23 protein-coding genes and 16 tRNA genes are annotated in these 23,949 nt (G+C 29.2%); 36 read left to right on the top strand and 3 right to left on the bottom strand.

The window, feature by feature from the left end; all coding sequences use genetic code 4:
* Positions 1-609 precede the first annotated feature (609 nt).
* The 11 genes from ACD762_RS06665 (at position 610) to pepT (ending at position 11,513) form a co-directional block, all read left to right on the top strand.
* Positions 610-2,271 carry a Na/Pi cotransporter family protein gene (locus ACD762_RS06665; RefSeq protein WP_423363198.1) on the top strand — a complete coding sequence of 554 codons (1,662 nt, stop codon included), beginning with the start codon at positions 610-612 and terminating at the stop codon, positions 2,269-2,271.
* A 52-nt stretch (positions 2,272-2,323) separates the two neighbouring features.
* Positions 2,324-3,028 carry a queuosine precursor transporter gene (locus ACD762_RS06660; RefSeq protein ID WP_423363197.1) on the top strand — a complete coding sequence of 235 codons (705 nt, stop codon included), beginning with the start codon at positions 2,324-2,326 and terminating at the stop codon, positions 3,026-3,028.
* 218 nt (positions 3,029-3,246) lie between these two features.
* Positions 3,247-4,071, top strand: a complete 825-nt coding sequence (locus tag ACD762_RS06655; protein WP_423363196.1) for a phosphate ABC transporter substrate-binding protein — start codon at positions 3,247-3,249, stop codon at positions 4,069-4,071.
* A gap of 319 nt (positions 4,072-4,390) precedes the next feature.
* Positions 4,391-5,215, top strand: a complete 825-nt coding sequence (locus ACD762_RS06650; protein WP_423363195.1) for a phosphate ABC transporter substrate-binding protein — start codon at positions 4,391-4,393, stop codon at positions 5,213-5,215.
* Position 5,216: 1 nt separating this feature from the next.
* A complete protein-coding gene (gene pstC / locus ACD762_RS06645; RefSeq protein ID WP_423363194.1) occupies positions 5,217-6,101 on the top strand; it encodes a phosphate ABC transporter permease subunit PstC in 885 nt (294 codons plus the stop codon).
* A complete protein-coding gene (gene pstA / locus ACD762_RS06640; RefSeq protein ID WP_423363193.1) occupies positions 6,094-6,912 on the top strand; it encodes a phosphate ABC transporter permease PstA in 819 nt (272 codons plus the stop codon). The genes pstC and pstA overlap by 8 nt, the downstream gene beginning before the upstream one ends.
* A 2-nt stretch (positions 6,913-6,914) precedes the next feature.
* Positions 6,915-7,676, top strand: coding sequence for a phosphate ABC transporter ATP-binding protein PstB (pstB, locus tag ACD762_RS06635; protein ID WP_423363192.1), 762 nt, complete (start codon positions 6,915-6,917; stop codon positions 7,674-7,676).
* A gap of 11 nt (positions 7,677-7,687) precedes the next feature.
* Positions 7,688-8,338: a phosphate signaling complex protein PhoU gene (phoU, locus tag ACD762_RS06630; RefSeq protein ID WP_423363191.1), complete on the top strand. Its 651-nt coding sequence runs from the start codon at positions 7,688-7,690 to the stop codon at positions 8,336-8,338.
* A gap of 14 nt (positions 8,339-8,352) precedes the next feature.
* A complete protein-coding gene (locus tag ACD762_RS06625; protein ID WP_423363190.1) occupies positions 8,353-9,030 on the top strand; it encodes a response regulator transcription factor in 678 nt (225 codons plus the stop codon).
* 55 nt (positions 9,031-9,085) lie between these two features.
* Positions 9,086-10,240: a sensor histidine kinase gene (locus ACD762_RS06620; RefSeq protein ID WP_423363189.1), complete on the top strand. Its 1,155-nt coding sequence runs from the start codon at positions 9,086-9,088 to the stop codon at positions 10,238-10,240.
* A gap of 43 nt (positions 10,241-10,283) precedes the next feature.
* Positions 10,284-11,513: a peptidase T gene (pepT, locus tag ACD762_RS06615; protein ID WP_423363188.1), complete on the top strand. Its 1,230-nt coding sequence runs from the start codon at positions 10,284-10,286 to the stop codon at positions 11,511-11,513.
* Positions 11,514-11,602: 89 nt separating this feature from the next.
* Here pepT and ACD762_RS06610 read toward each other — a convergent pair whose 3' ends face one another.
* Genes ACD762_RS06610 through ACD762_RS06600 form a run of 3 tightly spaced genes read right to left on the bottom strand, consistent with a single transcriptional unit; the run spans position 11,603 to position 12,783 of the window.
* Positions 11,603-12,088, bottom strand: a complete 486-nt coding sequence (locus ACD762_RS06610) for an NAD(P)H-dependent oxidoreductase (RefSeq protein WP_423363187.1) — start codon at positions 12,086-12,088, stop codon at positions 11,603-11,605.
* A gap of 1 nt (position 12,089) precedes the next feature.
* A complete protein-coding gene (locus tag ACD762_RS06605; RefSeq protein WP_423363186.1) occupies positions 12,090-12,314 on the bottom strand; it encodes a NifU family protein in 225 nt (74 codons plus the stop codon).
* A 1-nt stretch (position 12,315) separates the two neighbouring features.
* Positions 12,316-12,783, bottom strand: a complete 468-nt coding sequence (locus ACD762_RS06600; protein WP_423363184.1) for a divergent PAP2 family protein — start codon at positions 12,781-12,783, stop codon at positions 12,316-12,318.
* A 150-nt stretch (positions 12,784-12,933) separates the two neighbouring features.
* On the opposite strand from ACD762_RS06600, the gene ACD762_RS06595 reads away from it, so the two are divergent.
* From ACD762_RS06595 to zupT, 25 genes are all read left to right on the top strand, one after another.
* Positions 12,934-13,302, top strand: a complete 369-nt coding sequence (locus ACD762_RS06595; protein ID WP_423363183.1) for a CvfD/Ygs/GSP13 family RNA-binding post-transcriptional regulator — start codon at positions 12,934-12,936, stop codon at positions 13,300-13,302.
* A gap of 1 nt (position 13,303) precedes the next feature.
* Complete coding sequence (locus ACD762_RS06590; protein ID WP_423363182.1) at positions 13,304-14,572, top strand: glucose-6-phosphate isomerase; 1,269 nt, start codon at positions 13,304-13,306, stop codon at positions 14,570-14,572.
* Between the two features lie 15 nt (positions 14,573-14,587).
* A complete protein-coding gene (locus ACD762_RS06585; protein ID WP_423363181.1) occupies positions 14,588-15,415 on the top strand; it encodes an energy-coupling factor transporter ATPase in 828 nt (275 codons plus the stop codon).
* Complete coding sequence (locus ACD762_RS06580; protein ID WP_423363180.1) at positions 15,400-16,254, top strand: energy-coupling factor transporter ATPase; 855 nt, start codon at positions 15,400-15,402, stop codon at positions 16,252-16,254. The genes ACD762_RS06585 and ACD762_RS06580 overlap by 16 nt, the downstream gene beginning before the upstream one ends.
* The gene (locus ACD762_RS06575; RefSeq protein WP_423363179.1) at positions 16,238-17,047 is read left to right on the top strand and encodes an energy-coupling factor transporter transmembrane component T family protein; all 810 of its coding nucleotides are present in this window, start codon (positions 16,238-16,240) and stop codon (positions 17,045-17,047) included. The genes ACD762_RS06580 and ACD762_RS06575 overlap by 17 nt, the downstream gene beginning before the upstream one ends.
* Positions 17,026-17,760 (top strand): tRNA pseudouridine(38-40) synthase TruA, encoded by a 735-nt coding sequence (gene truA, locus ACD762_RS06570; RefSeq protein ID WP_423363178.1) that lies wholly within the window; start codon positions 17,026-17,028, stop codon positions 17,758-17,760. The genes ACD762_RS06575 and truA overlap by 22 nt, the downstream gene beginning before the upstream one ends.
* A gap of 10 nt (positions 17,761-17,770) precedes the next feature.
* Positions 17,771-19,474: a leucine-rich repeat domain-containing protein gene (locus ACD762_RS06565; protein WP_423363177.1), complete on the top strand. Its 1,704-nt coding sequence runs from the start codon at positions 17,771-17,773 to the stop codon at positions 19,472-19,474.
* A gap of 275 nt (positions 19,475-19,749) precedes the next feature.
* Positions 19,750-19,826, top strand: a tRNA-Pro gene (locus ACD762_RS06560).
* A 16-nt stretch (positions 19,827-19,842) separates the two neighbouring features.
* A tRNA-Ala gene (locus ACD762_RS06555) sits at positions 19,843-19,918 on the top strand.
* 19 nt (positions 19,919-19,937) lie between these two features.
* Positions 19,938-20,014: transfer RNA gene (locus ACD762_RS06550), tRNA-Met, on the top strand.
* A gap of 23 nt (positions 20,015-20,037) precedes the next feature.
* A tRNA-Ile gene (locus ACD762_RS06545) sits at positions 20,038-20,114 on the top strand.
* A gap of 13 nt (positions 20,115-20,127) precedes the next feature.
* Positions 20,128-20,220: transfer RNA gene (locus tag ACD762_RS06540), tRNA-Ser, on the top strand.
* A 33-nt stretch (positions 20,221-20,253) separates the two neighbouring features.
* Positions 20,254-20,330 (top strand) — tRNA-Met (locus ACD762_RS06535).
* Between the two features lie 2 nt (positions 20,331-20,332).
* A tRNA-Asp gene (locus ACD762_RS06530) sits at positions 20,333-20,408 on the top strand.
* 2 nt (positions 20,409-20,410) lie between these two features.
* A tRNA-Phe gene (locus tag ACD762_RS06525) sits at positions 20,411-20,486 on the top strand.
* Positions 20,487-21,192: 706 nt separating this feature from the next.
* Positions 21,193-21,269: transfer RNA gene (locus ACD762_RS06520), tRNA-Arg, on the top strand.
* Positions 21,270-21,292: 23 nt separating this feature from the next.
* A tRNA-Pro gene (locus ACD762_RS06515) sits at positions 21,293-21,369 on the top strand.
* 7 nt (positions 21,370-21,376) lie between these two features.
* Positions 21,377-21,452: transfer RNA gene (locus ACD762_RS06510), tRNA-Ala, on the top strand.
* A 20-nt stretch (positions 21,453-21,472) separates the two neighbouring features.
* Positions 21,473-21,549, top strand: a tRNA-Met gene (locus tag ACD762_RS06505).
* A 10-nt stretch (positions 21,550-21,559) separates the two neighbouring features.
* Positions 21,560-21,652, top strand: a tRNA-Ser gene (locus tag ACD762_RS06500).
* A 34-nt stretch (positions 21,653-21,686) separates the two neighbouring features.
* Positions 21,687-21,763 (top strand) — tRNA-Met (locus ACD762_RS06495).
* Between the two features lie 2 nt (positions 21,764-21,765).
* A tRNA-Asp gene (locus tag ACD762_RS06490) sits at positions 21,766-21,841 on the top strand.
* A 2-nt stretch (positions 21,842-21,843) separates the two neighbouring features.
* Positions 21,844-21,919, top strand: a tRNA-Phe gene (locus tag ACD762_RS06485).
* A 150-nt stretch (positions 21,920-22,069) separates the two neighbouring features.
* A complete protein-coding gene (locus ACD762_RS06480; RefSeq protein WP_423363176.1) occupies positions 22,070-22,876 on the top strand; it encodes a ZIP family metal transporter in 807 nt (268 codons plus the stop codon).
* Positions 22,877-22,894: 18 nt separating this feature from the next.
* Positions 22,895-23,770, top strand: coding sequence for a zinc transporter ZupT (gene zupT / locus ACD762_RS06475; RefSeq protein ID WP_423363175.1), 876 nt, complete (start codon positions 22,895-22,897; stop codon positions 23,768-23,770).
* Positions 23,771-23,949 lie beyond the last annotated feature (179 nt).

Below are 23,949 nucleotides of genomic sequence, written 5' to 3'. Positions count from 1 at the left end.
AACATTTCAAGTAATACTTGAATTTGTTATTCCACCCTATAAATTATAGAACCTATTGATTTTAATCAAACATTACATCTTTTTATGTATATTCATTTCATCTTAATTTTAAAATTAGATAATAGCAAATATAAAAATAGCATATTATAATAAAATTAAAAAAAGACTTTTTTTATAAAAACGACTAGATAACAAGCTAAAATACTGAAAATTTAAATATTTTAGCTAATCAAATAAATGGTAATAAATATACCACTATAAATAATACAAATAAAAGATAAAAATTAATCATGAATCAACAAAATAAATAAAAATTTTTTTATCTCAGATAAGTTAAATAATTAAACTATTATAAATATATTAAGATAAAAAAACAAAAAAAGAAGTGAAAAAATAATAGAATTGATTTCAAAATCATCTCTAAGACAAGTAGGTAGCGCATACATACATATTTAATATGATTTTAGACAAATTTATATAATTAACCTAGTTATAATCAAAATGAAACTAAATTATAAAATTATCCATAATGTTTAAAAATCATCTTGTACATTTTATGGATATTGTTATATAATATTAAGGTAACTTATACATATAGGAGGATTCTCAATGCAAGAATTTATTAGCCAGGCACAAGACGTGAACTTTGATTTATTAAAAGTGTTTGCAGGTCTAGGACTATTTTTATTCGGAATTAAAATGATGGGAGACATGCTTAAGATCTTAGCAGGATCAGGTATGAAATCTCTAATTGACAAATACACAACTAATCCAGTGAAAGCTGTGTTTGTCGGTGCGGCAACAACAGCCCTAATCCAGTCAAGTTCTGGGACAACAGCTTTAACAATTAGTTTAGTTAGATCAGGTTTGATGAACCTAAAACAAGCTATTGGAATCATAATGGGTGCAAATATTGGTACAACAATAACAGCAATCCTAATTGGTTTTAATATGACAGCTTATGCCCCTTACTTTTTAGTAGTAGGAGCATTTATGATGATGTTTTCAAAAAAACCTAAAACAGAGCATATTGCTTCATTAATATTCTCATTTGGTTGTTTATTTTATGGTTTAGATGTTATGGGATCAGCATTAAAAGTACTAGCTGATATGCCATTATTCCATGAATTAACAACACAATTATCAAACCACAGTATTTCAGGAGTACTTCTTGGTGTTGCAATGACATTACTAATTCAATCATCAAGTGCAACAATTGGTATACTACAAAGTCTATACAACGATGGACTTATCGATTTAAAAGGTACATTACCAATATTATTTGGTGATAACATCGGTACAACAATAACAGCAATCTTAGCAGCAGTTGGAGGTACTATAGCAGCCAAACGTGCAGCCACAGCGCATGTTTTATTTAATGTAATAGGTACATCATTCTTTATGCTTATTTATCCATTCTTCTTAAAATATGTAGAATGGGCAGCAGATGGACTACACTTAAATAGAAAAATGCAAATAGCATTTGCCCATTCATCGTTTAACATCGCAACCACGATTGCATTACTACCCTGTATAGGAATAATTGCAGCAATAGTAAGTAAGATATGGAAAGAAAAAAATGAAGATGATTTTGTACCAACAGTTGTCTTAGATACATCTATAATTGCAGAATCACCTAACCTTGCTGTACAATTAGCAAAAAATGCTACAAAAGAAATGTCTCGCATTTGTTTAAAAATGACAAAAAGGACAAAAGAATATGTAGTTTCAAAAGATTACAAATTAGTAGAGAAAATAGAAGGGTATGAAGAAGTAGTAAACGATTTAAACAGTCGTATTTCAGATTACTTAACTGAAATTTCATCATATCCACTAAGTCCAGAAGATAATGCAACCTTAAACGATCTATTATATACATTAAAAGATTTAGAACGTATAGGAGATCACTGTATTAATATAATGGAATCATTTGAAGAAATCTATGGTGCTAAACAAGCCTTAACACCACTAGCACTTGCAGATATGTTAGAGATGTTTGATGTATGTGAAGGAATTTTAGATAACATTAATGAAATTATTGAAACATTTAATCAAGATTTCGCAAATAATGTTAGCGAAAAAGAAGATGTTTTAGATAGCCTTGAAAGAAATGCAAAACAATCTTATATGGAACGTGTTAAGAACAAAGAAAAAATGGATCCAATTCCAGTTACTTTGTATGTAGATATTTTAAGCGACCTTGAAAGAATTGGTGATTTATCATACAATATCTCTTCAAGAGGCGAAAAAAATAAATTTAATAAACATTAATAACAGAAAAAGTGTTTCTAAGTAAACACTTTTTTTAGAGGAGGAACAATAAATGAGTAATGAACTATTATTAATAATAAGTGTCTTTATCTACTTTGGACTATTTTTAGTAATGTACAAATTATTTGGAAAGTATGGATTAGTAGTATGGAATGTAGTTGCCTTATTATTAGCAAATATCGAAGTAATGTTATTAGTAAATGCTTTTGGAATGACCATGACACTTGGAAATGTAGCCTTTGCAACCTCATTTCTAGTATCAGACTTAGTATGTGAAAAGTATGATCGAAAAACTGCCGATAGAATTGTAATGCTTGGATTCATCATTTTACTAGCTTTTATAGCAGCATCACAACTATGGCTACATTTTAGCCCAGCTGAAGGTGATGTAATGATGTCGCACTTTAAACTAGTGTTTTCAAATTCACCAAGAATTATTTTTGCAGGATTGTTTGTCTATGTGATAGTACAATTAATCGATGTAAGATTATATTATATGTGGTGGGGTATTACCAAAAAATTTAATAAAGATGAAAGTAAATACTTATGGATTAGAAACAATGGCTCAACCTTAATATCACAACTATTAAATGCCATACTTTTTAATCTTGTAGCATTTTATGGTGTATTTAGTAATACTGATTTGATAAATGTTATAATTTCTACTTATATAATTTATATATTTACATCTCTAATTGACACACCTTTTCTATATTTATGCCGAAAAATTAAACCAATAAACCTATTAGACATCTAATAAACAGAAAAGAGCTATTAAAGCTCTTTTTTTATAAATTAATTCTATATCGATATAAATAATAATCAAGTTATTGTTAAAATTTAATTATATAAAGCAACTTTAAGTTAAAAATATCTATAAAAAACCATAATATCTAGTTAACTAAAAGTTAACATTTTATTTTTATATCTTTAATTTATAGAGTTTATTATATATGCGAAAAGGAGATGTAAGAAATGAAAAAATTTAAATTAGTAAAATTATTATGTTTTGGTTTAATTGTAGCAAGCATTAGTGCTTGTAGTAGCTCAGCAGCAAAATTAACTATATCTGGATCAACGTCAATGGCGCCATTGATGGAAAAGCTAACAAAAGTCTATTCAGAAAACAGTAATGAAGAAATTGTGTTATCACCTGATGGTTCAAGTGCTGGTATTAAAGCAGCGATTGAAAAAGTATCAGACATTGGTATGAGTTCAAGACCACTAACAACAGAAGAACTACAAAGTGGAGTAGTCGATTACAAAGTAGCAATAGATGCTATAGGAGTAGTGGTTAATAATAAAAACAGTGTTAAAGATTTAAGTATGCAACAATTACATGACATCTTTTCAAAAAAAATTGTGAATTGGAAAGAACTTGGAGGAGAAGATTTACAAATAGTTTTAGTCTCAAGAGAAAGTGGAAGTGGAACTAAATCAGCCTTTGAAGAGACACTAGATTTAATTAAAGAAGACAAGTCAAGTGTTGTAGATTCACTAGGCCCAATAACAGCAAATTCTACTGGTGCAGTTATTGAAAATGTAAGTCAAAAAGAAGGAGCAATAGGTTACATATCTGTTGATTCAGTTGACTCTAAAGTAAAACTTTTATCAATCGATAAAAAAATACCAGCAGAAAAAACAATAAGTGATGGAAAATATCCGTTAAGTAGAGATTTTCACTTAGTATATAAAGAGGAAAATAAAAATGTAAGTTCATTTATAGAGTATTTACAAAGCAATGATGGACAAGAAGCAATTAAAGAAGCTGGATTTGTACCAGTAAAAGCAGGAAAATAAAAGTAATGGTTCCAATAGGAACTTTTTTTGAAAATAACTCCACAAATATAATAAATAACTAAAAGTAGCTTTTATTGCTTAAAATGATTTCTATAAATCAATTTGATAAATAAGTAATAAAGCTTAATCTTTTATTATCAATTTAAATATTATATTAAAAAGTCTATGTTATAATTTCTAAAAATACTATTATATTTAATATGAGAAATCATAACTTATCTATAAGTGAACATAATATTAAATTAACTTAATATTAACTAAATATTTTTTTAAATTTTATGGATTTTAGATATTATTATGACGAAAAGGAGTTGTGTGAATGAAGAAGAAAAAGTTATTAAAATTCTTTAGTATTGCCCTATTAATAGTAGGTTTAACAGGTTGTAGTGAATCATCGATAAAAATGGAAATATCAGGTTCAACTTCAGTTGCGCCATTGATGGAAAAATTAACATCGGCATACACTAAAAAAACAGGCGAAGGAATAGTATTGGCTGCAGATGGATCTAGTGCAGGTATTAAAGCTGCAGCATCAAAAGTCTCAGATATTGGAATGAGTTCAAGACCTTTGGCCGAAGATGAGCTACAATTAGGACTAGTTGATTACAAAATTGCCATAGATGCTATAGGAGTAGTAGTAAGTAATGAAAACAGCATCTCAAATTTAACTGTAAATCAATTACACGACATCTTTTCAGGAAAAATTACAAATTGGAAAGAATTAGGCGGATTTGATGTACCAATAGTTTTAGTTTCAAGAGAAAGTGGAAGTGGTACAAAATCAGCCTTTGAAGAAACGGCTGACTTGATTCAAGAAGACAAATCAAGCATCGTAGATACATTAGGCCCAATCGTTGTGAATTCAACAGGGGCAGTAATAGAAAACATAAGCGAGAAAAAAGGAGCAATAGGTTATATATCAGTTGACTCAGTTGATGAAAAAATCAAGCTAATTGGTGTAAATGGTATTGTTCCAAATGAAGAGACAATTTCAAATAATCAGTACATATTAAGTAGAGACTTTCATCTGCTTTATATGAAAGAAAATACTGATGTCAAACAGTTCATTGAGTACTTGAAGAGTGAAGATGGACAAAAAGAGATTAGAAATTCAGGTTTCATACCTGGGAAAGTAGAGCAATAAAATGAAAAACAGACAACTTAAAGGAACGATTTTTGAAACGTTATTCAAAATAAGTGCTTTATTGGCTGCAATAATATTAATAGTAATTATTGGATTCATCTTTGTATCAGGATTTCCTGCAATGAAAGAATATGGATTCTTTCAAATGATATTAAATGGACGTTGGGCACCAGATGCCTCACCTCAATCATTTGGACTATTAAAAATGATATTAGCAACCTTTGCAACAACAATATTATCATTAGTAATTGCAGTACCAATTGGAATATTATGTTCATTATATTTATCTAAAATAGCAACACCAAAATTAAAAAGTTTTGTAATGTTTTTTGTAGAGTTATTAGCAGGAATACCATCAGTAATATTTGGTTTCTTTATTCTAAAAACCCTAGTGAAATTCATCTATGACAACTTTTATTATATACATGGAGTAGTTGGTAATAGTTTATTAGCAGCAGTAGCAGTACTAACACTAATGAGTCTACCAACAATTATATCAATCTCAGTATCAGCTTTAGATGCTGTTGATAAATCATATAAAGAAGCAAGTTTAGCTTTAGGAGCAAATGAAATTCAAACAATGTTTAAAGTTGATTTAAAAGCAGCTAAAACAGGTATCTTTTCTGCAATAGTTTTAGGAGCAGGAAAAGTTATTGGTGAAACAATGGCTGTAATGCTAGTATCAGGAAATGCGGTAAACAATCCAAGCAATCTTTTGTATCCAGTTAGAACATTAACTTCAAACATTGCAACAGAAATGGGATATGCTTCAGGACTGCATCAAAATGCCTTATATGCAACAGGAATAATCTTGTTTATACTAATAATGATATTAAACTTAATATTATTATATGTAATGAAAAAAGGTGGTGCTAAAAATGCTTAATAGCAAATTAGGAAATAACATTTTAAAAGGACTAATATATTTATGTGTTGCGATATTATTAATTAATGTTGTTGCAATAGTATACTTTGTCTTTTTACAAGGAATAACAAACCTTAATTTAGAGCTACTATTTAGATCATCAGGATTAATAGTTTCAACTTTAATGGTAATCTTAATAGCATTAGTTATTGCAGTACCAATAGGAGTATTTAGTGCAATATACATGCAGTTATATGCTAAAAAGAATAGAGCATTAGAAATAATAAGATTTTCAATTGATTCATTATCAGGAATACCTTCTATCATCTTTGGATTATTTGGATTATCATTCTTTATCTACTTTGTAGGAATGCATCGATCAATATTAGCAGGATCATTAACTGTTTCATTAGTAATATTACCATTACTAATTAAAAATACAGAAGAAGCAATTAAAACAATAGAGCGTTCTCAAATAGAAGCTTCATTAGCTTTAGGAGCTACAAGATTTGATACAGTCGTAAAAGTAGTTGTACCTGGATGCGTAGATGGTATAATAAATGGTATAGTACTAGCTATTGGTAGAATAATAGGAGAAACAGCAGCAATCTTATTTGTAATAGGAAGCTTAGCAAAATTTCCAACATCTATCATGGATCCTGGAGCAACCTTAGCAACACAATTATACTTAATATTACAAGAACCAACATATGCAGAAGGTGGAATAAATGAAGCCTACTCATTAGCATTAATATTAGTTATAATAGTAATTGTATTAAACTTAAGTATTAAACTAATGAAATCACACTTTAAGAAGAAAAGAGGGTACTAAACTTGGATAATACTTTAAAAACAGAGTTTGAAATAAAAAATTTAGATTTATATTATGGAAGTAAACATGCATTACATGGAATATCATTAGATATTTATAAGAATAAAGTCACAGCATTAATAGGATCAAGTGGGAGTGGTAAATCAACATTTCTTAGATGCTTAAATAGAATGAATGACTTAATAGATAGCGTTAGTATAACAGGAGAAATACTTTATGAAGGTAAAGATATTTCTAAAAGTGATGTTTTAAGTTTAAGAAAAAATGTTGGAATGGTATTTCAAAGACCAAACCCATTTCCAATGAACATATATGATAATGTAATTTATGGACCTAAATGTCAAGGAACAAAAGATAAAGCAACTTTAGATAAAATAGTTGAAGATAGTTTAAAAAAAGCAGCTTTATGGGATGAAGTAAAAGATAGATTACATGAATCTGCAATGTCATTATCAGGTGGTCAACAACAAAGACTTTGTATTGCAAGAACAATAGCAATGAATCCAGGAGTAATCTTAATGGATGAACCAACAAGTGCTCTTGATCCAATTGCAACAGCAAAAGTAGAAGAGCTAATTGAAAGTTTAAAAGATAACTATACTATTATAATAGTTACTCACTCAATGCAACAAGCAGCAAGAATTTCTGATTATACAGCATTTTTCTATATGGGCGATTTAATAGAGTACAACAACACTGATACAATCTTCTCAAATCCAGATAAACAAGAAACAGAAGATTATGTAACAGGTAGATTTGGATAGGAGGAAATAAAATGGTAAAAAATTTAATCGATGCAACATTAGAAGAACTACAAGAAGAAGTGTTAAGAATGTTTGAGTTAACAATTAAAAACCACAAAGAATCAGTTGAAGCATTACTACAAGCAGATAATAAAAAAGCAGTAAAGGTAATTGAAAGAGATGATATCATCAATCACTTAGAAGAACAAATCAATTATACAGTAATGGTTTCTCTTGCGAAATATCAACCGATGGCTAAAGACTTAAGAAGATTAATTGCAGCTTTAAAAATATCAAATGACTTAGAAAGAATTGGCGATTATGCAAAGAGTATAGCTAAAACAGCTATAGTAAATACCGACAAAACCTTCCTAACTGAAAGATTTTTAAAAAATACTATGAAAATGTCTAATATTGTTGTGAAAATGTTAGAGAATTGTGTTACTATAATAAATGAAGAAGATGTTAACGCTGCTTACAAGTTAGCTTCTTCAAATGAAATAGATGAAGTATTGAATGAGACTTTAAAAAGTAATCCTTTTGACTTAATAAAAGAGGACAATGTAGAGTCGTATGTCTTATTAATGGGTGTAATGAGAAATCTTGAAAGAGCAAGAGATCACATTAATAATATTTGCGAGGCAATAATATTTATCGCAAATGGTACTTTTGTCGAACTATAATGGGGGATAATACAATGAAAAAAATACTAGTAATTGAAGACGAATCAGCATTACAAATGCTACTTGAGTATGATCTAAAAGAGCAGTATGAATTAGAATTTGCCGATAATGGGCAAGAAGGATTAGAAAAGTTACAAAATAATTTTTATGATTTAGCTATTGTGGATTGGATGCTTCCACAAAGAGATGGTTTTAGTGTAATTCAAGAGATTAGAAAAACAAATGATGATCTAAAAATTATAATGTTAACAGCTAAAAATGAAGAGATGGATATTGTTAGAGCTTTAGATGCAGGTGCAGATGATTATATGACAAAACCATTCTCATCAAGAGAACTAAATGCAAGAATTAATGCACTTTTAAGAAAGACTAAAAAAGGAAATAGCCACATAATTAAATTTGACGATGTTGAAATCGATTTAGATAAACGTTCTACAACAAAAGATGGTCAAGAAATAGTACTATCTAAGATAGAATTTGATATGTTAGTTTATTTAATAGAAAATAAAAACATTGTTATAAGTCGTGAAAAAATCATGGATAAAGTATGGGGTCATGATGAATTAAATGATTTAAGAGTTATTGATGTTCACATATCATCACTAAAAAGAAAATTAGATTTAAAAAATAGAATTTCTTCAAAAAGAGGTGTAGGTTATTTATTCACTGCGTGATTATCTATCTCCGTTTAAGCTCAATAACGATGTAGACGAATTTTTTACGGATAATATAATCCCCAGGGAAACAATGATTATTGTTGTTAACCTGGTTTTTCTCTTTGTCATCATATCGTATTACTTAAGATCAAGATATATAAAAAAGAATGAAGATGATCATCAAAAATTTCAAAGAAACCTAGACGAAAAAGATAGAATCCTAGGGGATATGGTAATTAGTCTACGATCACCTGCAGTAATGATAACTTTTGATAAAAATGTTATCGCAGCAAATACAAGTTTCTTGAAATTACATGATGAAATTGATATAACTCAACAAACATTCTTACAAACAGATAAAACAATCGATGACTTTGTAAGAGGTGGCCACAACAGTATTAGAATAGATAAAATAATTGATGGTAAGGATTATTATGTCGATTTAGATAAAATAGGTCGCAATGATGAAAAAGCAATATTAATATCTTATCATGATGTTACTTCAATAAAAGATTTAAATAGACAACAACAATACTTTATATCAGATTTAAGACATGAGGTTAAAACACCCTTAACAGCAATTATAGGTTTAAGTGATTTAATTGATTCAGGTCGTATTACAGATGAAAAAGAAATAAAAAAAATAATTGGTACAATAAACTCAGAAGCAAATAGAATAAATGGATTAGTAGATAATTTAACAACTACTATGCAAACAGAAATAGATATTGATAAAATATCATTATCTAAACTATTCGATGAACTAAGATTTATTTATGAGGCACAAGAGACTAGAATACCAGTAGAATTTCATAATTATGTAGAAATTCCACTTAATTCAAACTATCAACTTCTAAAACAAATCATAATAAATTTAGTAAACAATGGAATTAAATATACTAAAGAAGGTAGTGTAAGTGTTAGTGCTATGAGAAATAACAGCAAAATTAAAATTGCTGTTGTAGATACTGGAGTAGGTATTTCAGAAGAAGATAAAGCTAAAATATTTGATCGTTTTTATAGAGTAGATAAATCAAGACATCGTGATAGTGGTGGTTTTGGTTTAGGATTAAGTATAGTTAAAAATTTAATAGAAAAACTACATGGTAATATTGAAGTAGAATCAGTAGAAGGAAAAGGATCAACTTTTACAATAGAACTTCCTATTAAAGCTGCTGATAAATTAAAAAATGAACTGAATGATAATATAGAAAATGAAAAAACTAAAATTGAACAAGATAGTTAATATCTTGTTTTTTAATATAAAAATCTAGATTAGGAGAAATAAAATGAACAATGAAAAGCTTTTACAAAGATTTATAAGTTATACCAAAGTAAATACTCAAAGCAATCCCAACTCCACAACAATTCCAAGTACAAAAGAACAGAAAGACTTAGCAAAAATATTAAAAAACCAACTACAAGAGATGAATCTTATAGTTAAAGAAGATAGTAATGGCTATTTAGTCGCAACTCTAAAAAGCAATTTAGATTATAAGGTAGATAAAATAGGATTTGTAGCACATATAGATACATCATCTGATTACAGTGGAGAAAATGTTAAGGCAATTATTCATAGAAACTATAATGGACAAGATATTGTTTTTAAAACAGGGGAAGTAATGAGTGTTGAAAGATTTAATGAATTAAAAAAGTATCAAAATCAAACACTTATAACTAGTGATGGAACTACATTACTTGGTGGTGATGATAAAGCTGGAATTGCTATAATAATGGAAATGTTAGAATACTATAGCAATAATAAAGCTATATTACATGGAGATATAATTGTAGCTTTTACCTTTGATGAAGAAATAGGTAGTGGAATAGATAACTTTGACCTTGAATATTTTAAACCAGACTATGCTTATACAGTAGATGGTGGTGAAATTGGTGAATTAAATTATGAAACATTTAATGCTGCAAGTTTAAAAGTAGAAATACAGGGATTAAACGTTCATCCAGGTAGTGCTAAAAATAAAATGATAAACTCATTAGAAAAAGCATATGAATTTCATAGTATGTTACCAAAAGCTGATAAACCAGAGCTGACAGATAACTATCAAGGCTTTTATATGTTAACTAATATGAGTGGTGATGTTGAAAAAAGTATCTTAGAATATATTATCAGAGATCATAATAGCGATATATTTGAATATCGAAAAAAGTACATATACCAGATTGTTGAACAAATGAAAAAAGAACAGAAAGATCTACAAATAGAAGTTACAATTAAAGATCAATACTATAATATGGCAATTCCAATATTAAAAAATCCAAAATGTGTTGAAATAGCTAAAAAAGCTTTTATAAAAAATGATATCACACCTAATATAAAAGCAATAAGAGGTGGAACAGATGGATCAAAGTTATCATATGATGGAATATTATGCCCTAATATATTTACAGGTGGAAATAACTTTCATGGAAGATTTGAATTTACTGTTTTAGAATCCATGGCCAAAGCAAGAGATATTATAATTGATATTGTAAAAATAGTATCTAAACAAATAGATTAAAGAAATATAATAGCAACACAAAAAAGAACATAAACAAATTGATTGTCTATGTTCTTTTACTTTTAAGATAAAAGTTTAAAGATACTATTTTATTTCACTAAATTAGAAATATTTTTATAAATATTACTATAATCATTTGATAATTCATATGAGTTAATAAATATATTTTCAAGAATATTTGCTTTAAATGAATTTTCAACATTGATTAAGGAATTAAGCGCATAATCATTAGAAAAAGGATTTTTAGTAACATTAATATTAATAATATTTTTATTATCCAACATATCTTTATTTAAACAAGATAACCACTGAAAAAAAGATAACAAAAAAGGAGAAATCATATTATTGTATATAGAAAAGCAAATTATAATATTATGATAATTGCTTAGCATATTATTAAAACCAATAATATCATATGGAATATTACCCTCATTATAAATATCAGGATTAAACAATGGTATTTCTAACATTCTAGTATCAAAAAATTCATAATTATTATTTACTGCTAGCTGAGTAGCAAATAGTTGATTAATGGAATTAATACTATTACTTCCAGCAATAACCAAAGTAGACATATTAAACTTCCTTAACTGCTACAATTCCAGGTATTTCTTCAACCATCATTTCTTCAATAGACATTAAAGTAACAGCACTAGATCCACATCCAGCACACTGACCTAACATTTTAATATAAACTATACCATCTTCAAATTTTACTACTTCAAAGTCGCCACCATCTCTTCTAAGATATGGTCTAATAGTTTCTGTAAATTCATTTATTTGTTGTTCAATTGTTTTCATTTTAAAGACCTCCATTAATAAATATAAATAAACATGTGCTAACAATTATTCCAAGAATAAAGCCACCAAAAACTTCTATTCTTTCATGACCTAATATTTCTTTTAACTTAGTTAAATAAATAGGATCATCTAATTTTAAAGTTTGTAGATTTTTTAAATCATTGATTAATTTTTGCGTTAAAGCAATATGTTTTCCTGCATAAAGTCTAACATTCATAGCATCATACATAATAATACCAGTTAAAGCTAAAGCAAGAAAAAAAACAGAGCTGTCAAAGCCATCCTTAAAACCTAAAGACAAAGTCATTGCTGACATTGTTGAGGCATGAGAACTAGGAAAGCCACCAGCAGCTAATATCTGGTAAGGATCCCAAGTCTTAGTTTTTACATATTTAGTAACAGGCTTAAGCAACTGTGCGATTACATTTGATAAAAGTGATGCAATTAATGGATAAAAAGTATATAACATATTATAACCTCCATTCATATTAATTATAACACATTTAAATATAAAATTAAAATAAGCCTTAAAAAAAATCACTTGATTTTGGTTAGTAATTATCTTTTTTAATGTTAATGTATACTCATTTTATGTTATAATTGTATTCGAGGTGTTAGTATGAAACATAGAAAAGGCGACATAGTCGAAGGTAAGATAATATCAATAAAACCCTATGGTGCTTTTATAGTCCTTGATAATGATGAAACAGGACTTTTACATATATCTGAAATATCTCATGATTATGTGAAAAGTGTTGACTCTCTTTTAAAAATAGGAGACAAAGTAAAAGTTAAAATAATGGATGTGGATACTAGTAATAATCACATTATTTTTTCACGTCGTGCAATTACTAAACCTAGACGTCGTACTAAAAACAAATCTTTATATAATAAAAACAAAGAATTAATTAGCGAAACCAAAAAAGGTTTTGACGAGTTAAGACTGAAACTACCACAATGGATAGAACAGTATCGAAAAGGAGAATAAAATGTTGAAATTTAATGATGAGAATAACTTAATAGACTTTGATCCTAGATACATGCGAAATCGCTATGTAATGATAAGAAAAGGAATGTTAGAAAAAACAGCTTTGGGGGCTGCAGAATTTTTAGGATGGAATGATAGTCTATTAGATTATGACTTTACAGAAGTAGATAATATAATAAAAACAATTGAAAATTTTAAAGCTAAAGCTAAATTGATGATAGTAATTGGAATTGGTGGATCATATTTAGGCAGTAAAGCAGTGTATGAAGCAATGAATGGTCAAGATTTAAATTCAGAATATAAATTAATGTTTGTAGGTAATAATATATCAAGTGACTACTTAGCTCAAATATATGCTTATTGTTGGGATAATGATTTTGTCGTTAATGTCATCTCAAAATCAGGAACAACACTAGAACCTGCAATAGCATTTAGAATATTCAAAGAGTTAATTGTAAAAAAATATGGAGAAGATCAACTAAAAGAGCGAATAATAATTACAACAGATCCAGTCAATGGAGCTTTAAGAGAATTCGCAAACAAAAATGATATCACTTCATTTTCAATACCAAAAGATATAGGAGGACGCTATTCAGTGTTTAGTCCTGTTGGTATAGTTCCACTTGCATTTGCAGGGTTTGCAGTAAAAGATTTCATTAGAGGTGCTATATTAGCAGCAAAAGAAAACTTTATTGAAAGTAATGATAATATAGCCTATAACTATGCAGTTAATAGACTTTTATTAAATACAACAGCATCTAAAAAAATAGAAAATTATGTTGTGTATGAACCTTCATTAAAATATTTTTGTGAATGGTTAAAACAACTGTTTGCTGAAAGTGAAGGAAAAGATGGAAAAGGAATAATACCTACATCAATGACTTTTACAACAGATTTACATTCATTAGGACAAATAATTCAAGATGGTCCTAAAATAATGTTTGAAACAGTATTTAATGTAAGAGATGCTAAATTTAATTTGCATATTCCATTAGAAGAAGATGATTTTGATGGTTTAAACCAATATACAAAATATGGGCTTAATGATATAAATCAAAAAGCAGTCAGTGGAGTTATTAGTGCTCATGTTCAAGGTGAAGTACCAAATTTATTTTTTGAAATCGAAAAAATAAATGAGCATAACTTAGGTTATTTAATGAGTACAATGATGTATGCATGTGCATATTCATCATATTTAATAAAAGTAAATCCATTTGATCAACCAGGTGTAGAATTTTATAAAAAAGAAATTCACAAAAATTTAGAATAAAGCAAGGAGTAACTTATGATTAAAGTAGAAGATGTAAGTTTTAGTTATTTAAGTGGCGATGATGAAGAAGAAAAAATCTTTGAAAACCTATCTTTAGAAATAGATGAAAATATACACACCTGCATTTTAGGACATAACGGTAGTGGAAAATCAACACTTGCAAAAATGTTTATAGGATTGATTAGTCCTAATACAGGTAAAATAATAGTTGATGGGTTAGAGCAATCACCAGAAAATGTTTATAAAATAAGAAGAAAAATAGGAACAGTTTTTCAAAATCCTGATAATCAATTTATTGGTTCAACAGTAAAAGATGATATAGCTTTTGGCTTAGAAAACTATCAAATAGATCCAAGGAAAATGCCCGAAATAATTGAAAAATTTTCAAAAATGGTAGGAATGGAAAGCTATTTAGAACATGAACCAACAAGACTTTCAGGAGGTCAAAAACAAAGAGTTGCAATTGCAGGAGTACTAGCGATGAATCCACAAATATTAATATTTGATGAAGCGACAAGTATGCTTGATCCTGTTGGAGTAAATGAAGTAAACAATAGTATAGCAGCACTACAAAAAAGTGGTGAAAAAACAATCATAAGTATTACTCATGATATAGATTATGCTATGAACACTGATTATGTAATAGTGTTAGATAAAGGTAAAGTAATATTACAAGGTAATCCAGAAACAGTTTTTAAGAATAACTATGAATTATTAGTTGAAATTGGTTTAGATATACCATTTGCCTTGAAAATATCAAACAGACTACAAAAAGATGGTTATAACATCCATAGTAGTATGACTTTAAAGGAGTTAGATGAACAATTATGCCAATCAAGATAGAAAATTTGATATATACATATGGAATAAATACTCCCTTTGAATACAAAGCTTTAAAAGGTATTAATTTAGATATTAATAATGGAGATTATTTAGCAATAGTGGGAAAAACAGGAAGCGGTAAAAGTTCATTAATACAGCATTTAAATGCAATACTAATACCGACTTCAGGAAGTTTAAAAATAAATGAATACACAATTACAAATGATGATAAAAAAACAAGTTATAAACCATTAAGAAAAGTAGTAGGAGTAGTATTCCAATTTTCAGAGTATCAATTATTTGAGGAATCAATAATAAAAGATGTAATGTTTGGACCACAAAACTTTGATGTAAGCGAAGAAGAAGCCCATAAAAGAGCAGTGAAATATTTAAAGCTAGTAGATATAGATGAAGATATATTCGAAAAATCACCATTTAATTTAAGTGGTGGTCAAAAACGACGAGTAGCAATAGCTGGAATATTAGCAATGGAACCAGATGTTATAGTTTTAGATGAACCAACAGCAGGATTAGATCCTCAAGGTATAATTGAAATCATGAGTATAATAGAAACATTAAACAAAGAACATAACAAAACAATAGTTTTAGTAACACATGACATGGATGTAGTATATGATTATGCAAAAAGAGTAATATTAATAAATGATGGCAAAATAATGTATGATGATAGCACCTTAGATTTTTTTAATAGAGAAGATTTGAATAAGTATAATATAGAAAAACCAAAGCTACTACAAGCATATATTCAATGCATGTTAACAAAACCAACAGAAGTGATTAAATTTGAAAAATTAATCCAACTAATTGAAGGAGTTTTAGATAATGGCACTACTAAATAACATTGCAATTGGAACATATGTACCAGCTAAAAGTTTAGTACATCGTCTTAATCCTCTAGCTAAAATAATTGCCATGATTATTTTGTTAGTTGGAATTTTCATCATAAAAGATATAAGTGTCTATGTAGCAACAACAATACTAATAATTATATTAATAAAAATCTCAAAACTATCAGTAATAGAAATGATAAAAAGGCTGAAAATAATGGCTTTTATGTTCGTCTTTTTATTTATAATAAATTCATTTGTCATAAGAACAGGTGACTTACTTTTTGAATTATCATTTTTCAAATTATACACAGGAGCTATCTATCAAACATGTTTAATATTGTTTAGACTTACACTAATGGTTTTTGTCAGTTCACTATTAACAATGACAACTAAACCATTAGATTTAACCTTAGGATTAGAACAAATGTTTAACCCGCTTAAAAAAATAGGCTTTCCAGCTCATGAATTAGCAATGATGATCTCAATAGCCCTACGATTTATACCACTATTAGTAGAAGAAACAAACAAAATAATGGTAGCACAAACATCAAGAGGAGTAGATTTTCAATCTAATAAATTAAGTGTTAAAGTAAAAGCAATAATATCATTGCTAATACCATTATTCACATCATCAATAAAAAGAGCTGAAGATTTAGCAGATGCAATGGAAGCAAGAGGATATAGTCCAGATGCAGAAAGAACAAGATTTAATCAATACAAATGGCAAAATATTGATACCATTGCTATAATAATATCAATCATCTATACAGGAGTTGTAACATGGTATTCAATTACAAATTAACAATTGAATACGATGGTACACTATTTTATGGGTATCAATCACAAGTAAAAGAAAGAAATGTTTCAGATGAATTAGAAAAAGCTATAACAAGACTTAATTCACAAGAAAAGGTAAAGTTAATAGCTTCAGGTAGAACTGATGCCAAAGTCCACGCTAAAGGACAAGTAGTAACCTTTAAATCAACTAAAGAATTTGAGAAGCAATACTTTCTTTTTTCAATAAATAGATTGTTACCAGATGATATCTATGCAAAAGATTTTGAGATTGTAGCTAATGAATTCCATCCAAGATTTAATGCAAAAGCAAAACACTATCAATACAAAATAAATACTAAAGAATATAATGTATTTAAAAAAAATTATGAATTACAATATTGTAAACCAATAAATATATTAAAAATGATTGAGGCATCTAAACATCTAATAGGAAAAAAAGACTTTAGAACCTTTTCAAGTGCAACAATTAACCAAAATAGTATTAAAGAAATACATGAAATAAGATTTAAAGAAGAATCAGGGATATTAATAATCGATTTTTATGGAACAGGTTTTTTAAGATACATGATTAGGAAGTTAGTAAGCATATTATTAGATGTAGCACAAGAGAATAAAAGCATAGAAGAAATGCTAAAACTATTAAATAAAAAACAAATAAGCGCCTACTCTAAAATAGCGCCAGGTTGTGGATTGTATTTGATAGAAGTAAGTTACTAGGAGGGAAAAAATGAAGGGTAAAAAAGTGATTAAAAAGAAAGTATTAACTATTGCTTTAACAGCAATAGCATTATTGAATGTAAAAAGTATTAATGCAGCAACCTTTAAAGCGACATTTCCAACAAATGAAAACTTTGCATCTTGTGTAGCTAAAAACTTGGAAAAAGACCTAAGTGATGAAGTAAAAAATAGTGAAATAGAAAACTTAAAAATATTAAACTGTAGTTCAGCTTCAATTACAAATATAGCTGACATTACCAAATTACCTGCATTAGAAGAAGTAAACTTTTCAAACAATAATATCAAAAATGTTGGAGCAATGGGATATTTAAATAAACTGCATACAATAAATTTAACAAATAATAGAAATATTAATAACCTTAATTCATTGTACTATGTAAGCTCATTAACAAACTTAAATGTTAGAGGAACAAGAGATGAAAATTTAAACATCTTAAGTGAATTCACCAATTTAGAGGCTTTAGATATAAGCAATAATAAACTAGATAATCTTGACTTTATTTTGCGATTATCTAAGTTAAAAGAATTGAATATATCAGATAATGATTTAACAACAATTTCTAGTTTAACTAATTTTACTAAACTAGTAGTATTAGAAGCAGATAACAATAAATTAGTTAAAATAAATAATTTACCAAAAAATATTATCAATTTAAATCTTGCATCAAATAAAATAACAACAGTATTAAACTTAAAAGATTTTCAAAAATTATCATACTTAGATTTAGCTAACAATCAATTGAAAAATATCGATTTTTTAACAGATCAATCTAATATAAGATATCTAGATATCTCAAATAACAATATTACAAGTGCAGTGCCTTTGAATACAATGAACAACTTGCAAGTTCTAACATTAGATTATAACAAAATAAAAGACAGTAATGAACTGAATACCAAAGTAAGAGAATTATATGATAGGAATGCACAAACACAGCCAGAAAGCTCTGAAAACAGCGATGGTGACAAAACAGTGAGTGAATCAGAGAGCCACTGGTACAATATTTTATTAGAAAATAAGATTCCACTAGCAATAGTAGTTTCATTAATAGTAATTGCTATAATTTTTAGTGCAGTAAGAAAGAAAAAGAATAGCAAATATGAAATGTATGAAAGTGATATAGAACCTTCAGTACAACCAGAAGAAAATACCGAAACTAAAAAAATAAATTTTGATGATGAAAATGAAAAAAGTAAATACGAAAAAGAATTAGAAGATAGAGTAAATGCTAACTCACTTGAAAATATTGAAAACAACAATATTATTACAAGTACAAAACCAGTAGATACTCAAGAAGAAAAAAGTGATGCAAGTGTAGATGATTTACCATTAGTTATGGATAAAAAAATGAGTGAAGATTATGCAGATGGAGCATTTAGTCATCCTGCATTAACAATAATAAAACCATTAAAAGTAAAAGAAGAAGAAACACAAATAGAAGAGTTAGAAAATACCAATTTTGATATCAAAACAGTAGTAGAAGAAATTAAGAAAATAAAAAAAGAAGAAAAGAATAACGAATCTAAAAGTGATGATAAAGAATTAGCAGATACAAGTGAACATTTAATGAGTAACATTAATAATAAACTAGAAGAAAATGAAAAAGCAGCTCAAACAAAAAATACTACTTCATATGAAGATAATGACTTAGGAAAATTGTTAGAAGGATTAGATTCAAAAAATAAAGAATAACACATAAATAATGAAGCTATTTTTATAGCTTCATTTATATTTTAATCAATATATAAACATAAAAATATTTAATAGAAGCTGTATAAAACACCTAATATATCAATAATTTTAAGTTTTATCATAAATATTGTTGACATGAAAAAACTATCGTGTATAATAGAGTTTGTTGGTTGCAATAACAAAAAATTAATCAAAAAAATATCTTTAAAAAGTATTGATTTTTAATTAAAAAATATGTTATAATTTCTAAGCAAGTTAATTAAAATCTTAATTAACGGGAAGTAGCACAGCTTGGTAGTGCACCTGGTTTGGGACCAGGGGGTCGCAGGTTCGAATCCTGTCTTCCCGACCATTTTTAAAAATAACATGGGGCCTTAGCTCAGCTGGGAGAGCACCTGCCTTGCACGCAGGGGGTCAGCGGTTCGATCCCGCTAGGCTCCACCATTAATATTATTAGAAACACGGCGGGGTAGCTTAGTTGGCTAGAGCGTTCGGTTCATACCCGAAAGGTCGGGGGTTCAAGTCCCTCTCCCGCTACCAATTTTTAAATTAAATAAATTGATGGACCTATAGCTCAGTTGGTTAGAGCTACTGGCTCATAACCGGTAGGTCGCAGGTTCGAGTCCTGCTAGGTCCACCATCATTTTAAATCCGGAGGAATACCCAAGCCTGGCTGAAGGGATCGGTCTTGAAAACCGACAGGGCTGTTAAAGGTCGCGGGGGTTCGAATCCCTCTTCCTCCGCCATTTAATTTAAAAGAAAAACAGAATAAAAGACATCGCGGGGTGGAGCAGTTCGGTAGCTCGTCGGGCTCATAATCCGAAGGTCGCAGGTTCAAATCCTGTCCCCGCAACCAATGGTCCAGTGGTGTAGTGGTTAACATGCCGCTCTGTCACAGCGGAGATCGCGGGTTCGAGTCCCGTCTGGACCGCCATTGGCTTCGTAGCTCAGTCGGTAGAGCAGAGGATTGAAAATCCTCGTGTCGGCGGTTCGATTCCGTCCGAAGCCACCATTATAAAAACTAAAGCCTATTAAAGGCTTTTTTTGGTTTGTAAATAAAATTGAATTGCACATAATGTTAATAAAAAGTAAAAAGACATTGTCCTTATTATAATAACCAATAAATTCTTCAACAAACATTAAATTACAAATTAAGACATGGACAAATATTGACTATACTGTTAATATTGTTTTTTAAGTTTTAATAACCATCTATAAAAAAGTGATTTGATAAGCATAAAAGATAAATATATAAACAGCGCAATTCTATATATTATAAATAATTTAATTTAAAATATAAAATCAAAAGTTTAGTTTGAAACAACAGTAAAATCAGTTACTATGCTATCGATACTAAAAATTGAATAAGAGTCATTTTAATACTATTTAAAATAATAATACAAAGTATGTTAAAAATGTTAATTATTGAGTTGTATGAAAAAGATAACTTATTAATGTCGAGAAATTAATCAATATAAATCACTTAATTATATGATACATACCAATTTTTAATAGTAATATTAGTCAAAGTTTATAAGAATATTTAATTGAATTATATACTTACACTCATAAAATAATACTATTATAATCGATAATAATTATATACCATTAATTAACACCGTTATAACAAAAAACTATTCGATTTGTAACATTAATAATTGCAAACAGTATTTTACTATGCTATAATATATTAGTCTTAAGTTACAGAACAAATAAATGCGCCAGTAGCTCAACTGGATAGAGTGCCTGACTACGGATCAGGAGGTTGTGGGTTCGATTCCTGCCTGGCGCGCCATTTTTAAATAACATAAGATATGTCGGGAAGTAGCACAGCTTGGTAGTGCACCTGGTTTGGGACCAGGGGGTCGCAGGTTCGAATCCTGTCTTCCCGACCATTTAAATGGGGCCTTAGCTCAGATGGGAGAGCACCTGCCTTGCACGCAGGGGGTCAGCGGTTCGATCCCGCTAGGCTCCACCATTTAATAAAATACAAGAGTTGGCGGGGTAGCTTAGTTGGCTAGAGCGTTCGGTTCATACCCGAAAGGTCGGGGGTTCAAGTCCCTCTCCCGCTACCAATTTTAATACGGAGGAATACCCAAGCCTGGCTGAAGGGATCGGTCTTGAAAACCGACAGGGCTGTTAAAGGTCGCGGGGGTTCGAATCCCTCTTCCTCCGCCATTAAGTTTTATTAAAAAATTGAATATTTATACATCGCGGGGTGGAGCAGTTCGGTAGCTCGTCGGGCTCATAATCCGAAGGTCGCAGGTTCAAATCCTGTCCCCGCAACCAATGGTCCAGTGGTGTAGTGGTTAACATGCCGCTCTGTCACAGCGGAGATCGCGGGTTCGAGTCCCGTCTGGACCGCCATTGGCTTCGTAGCTCAGTCGGTAGAGCAGAGGATTGAAAATCCTCGTGTCGGCGGTTCGATTCCGTCCGAAGCCACCATGTAACAAATGACATCTCTTAGAGATGTTTTTTTATTTTTATGATAAAGTTTCATCTTACTTGTATAAAAGATGTCATTTTAATAAAATAATAGTAGTATTTCCATATAGTCTAGGTTATAATTATTATAAATAAGATTGAGGTGATTTAATGAGTAATGAAATATATGGTTTAATTTATTCAACATTAGCAGGTTGTGCAATGATCGTTGGAGCATTGTTCAGTTTACTATTTAAAGATAAATTAAAAAGCTATACGCATTTATCTTTAGGATTTAGTGCGGGAATAATGATTTATGCAAGTTTAATGGAAGTCTTACCACATGGTATAGAACACCTAAGTGATTCATTAGGATCATCATTTGGTGGAGTTATGGCTATGTTTGCCTTGCTTTGTGGTGTAATCATAGCACACTTACTTGATAGATATTTACCACATTCACATGAACATGCTCATATAAATAGTAATAACGAAAATGATGATAATTCACATATTTTACGATTAGGAGTTATAACAGCAGTTACAATTGCAGTCCATAATTTATTAGAGGGTTCAGCTGTTTATTTATCGTTTATTAGTGAATTTGATACTGGAATTGCTTTAATGATGAGTGTTGCTATACATAATTTTCCAGTAGGAATAGCTATTGCTTTACCAATATACTATGCAAGTAAAAAGCCACTAAAGGCTTTAGGCATAACTACACTGTCTGCATTAGCAACAGGTCTAGGAGCAGTGTTAACACATGTTTTTCTAAAACCATATTTAACTGATAATATATTAGGATTTATCTTTGCTTTAGTCAGTGGGATGATGATATATATTGCATTTGATGAACTATTACCAACAGCAAACAAATATGGTGATAGACATAAAGTTGTATATGGAGTAATAGCAGGAATGATAGTAATGGGTTTAGCTTTAGTACTCTTTAGTCATGGAGTGCATAATCATTAGAAAAAAGGGGGAGATTAAATGTTTGAAACTCATGTAGTTATACAAGCATTTTTAATGACAATGTTTGCCGGTTTAGCAACCGGTATTGGCTCATTAATAGCATTAAGAGCTAAAACTACTAACATGAAGTTTTTAGCTGCATCTTTAGGTTTTTCTGCAGGTGTAATGGTTTATGTATCATTTGTTGAGATATTACCAGAAGGTGTTAAAAATTTAGTAGAATTTTTTGATGGTAAACAAGGTGAGTTATTTGGAGTTTTAGCCTTTTTTGGCGGTATTGCCATAGCAGCTTTAATAGATTTTCTAGTTCCAAATGAAACAAACCCACATGAGCTTGTAAGTCCACAAGAATATGAAATGTATCAAAGTAGTAGTAATGCACAAATGAGTGCCCAAGAAATTGAAAAAGCCATTGGAGCGCATTGTGCTATAAACACAAAAGAAAAGAAGTTGATGAGAGTAGGGATGATGTCAGCAATTGCCATAGCAATTCATAATTTTCCTGAAGGTATTGCAACCTTTGTTGCAGGACTATCAGATCCTCAACTTGGTATAAGTATTGCCATAGCAGTAGCAATCCATAATATACCAGAAGGAATAGCAGCTTCAGTACCAATTTATTATGCTACAAAAGATAAAAAGAAAGCATTTAAATTTTCATTTTTATCAGGTCTTGCTGAACCAGTAGGTGCAATCATAGCATACTTTTTATTAATGCCATTTTTAAATGATGGACTACTTGGAGTAGTATTTTGTGTGATAGCAGGAATAATGGTTTATATTAGTATTGATGAATTACTGCCAGCTGCACATGAATATGGAGACCACCATTTAATTATTTATGGATTTATTGCTGGAATGGCAATAATGGCTCTTAGTTTAGTTTTAATTTAATATTAATAGCATATAGTTTGCCATATGTAAACGAGATGTGTCATAATAGTGTAGTACAAATATTATTAATATTATTTTGGAGATGAATAAATGAAAAGTGAAGTTTATATTATAATTGATGAGTTATGTGTAAAGTTATATTTTGCAAACTTGAAAGCTAATTATATTTTTTCTTAAAA

The sequence above is a fragment of the Mycoplasma sp. P36-A1 genome (genome assembly GCF_049478495.1).
In the GTDB taxonomy this organism is placed as follows: domain Bacteria; phylum Bacillota_I; class Bacilli_A; order JAJDGJ01; family JAJDGJ01; genus P36-A1.
The sequence above is the reverse complement of the archived record's forward strand: the minus strand, read 5'-3'. Positions and strand labels throughout refer to the sequence as shown.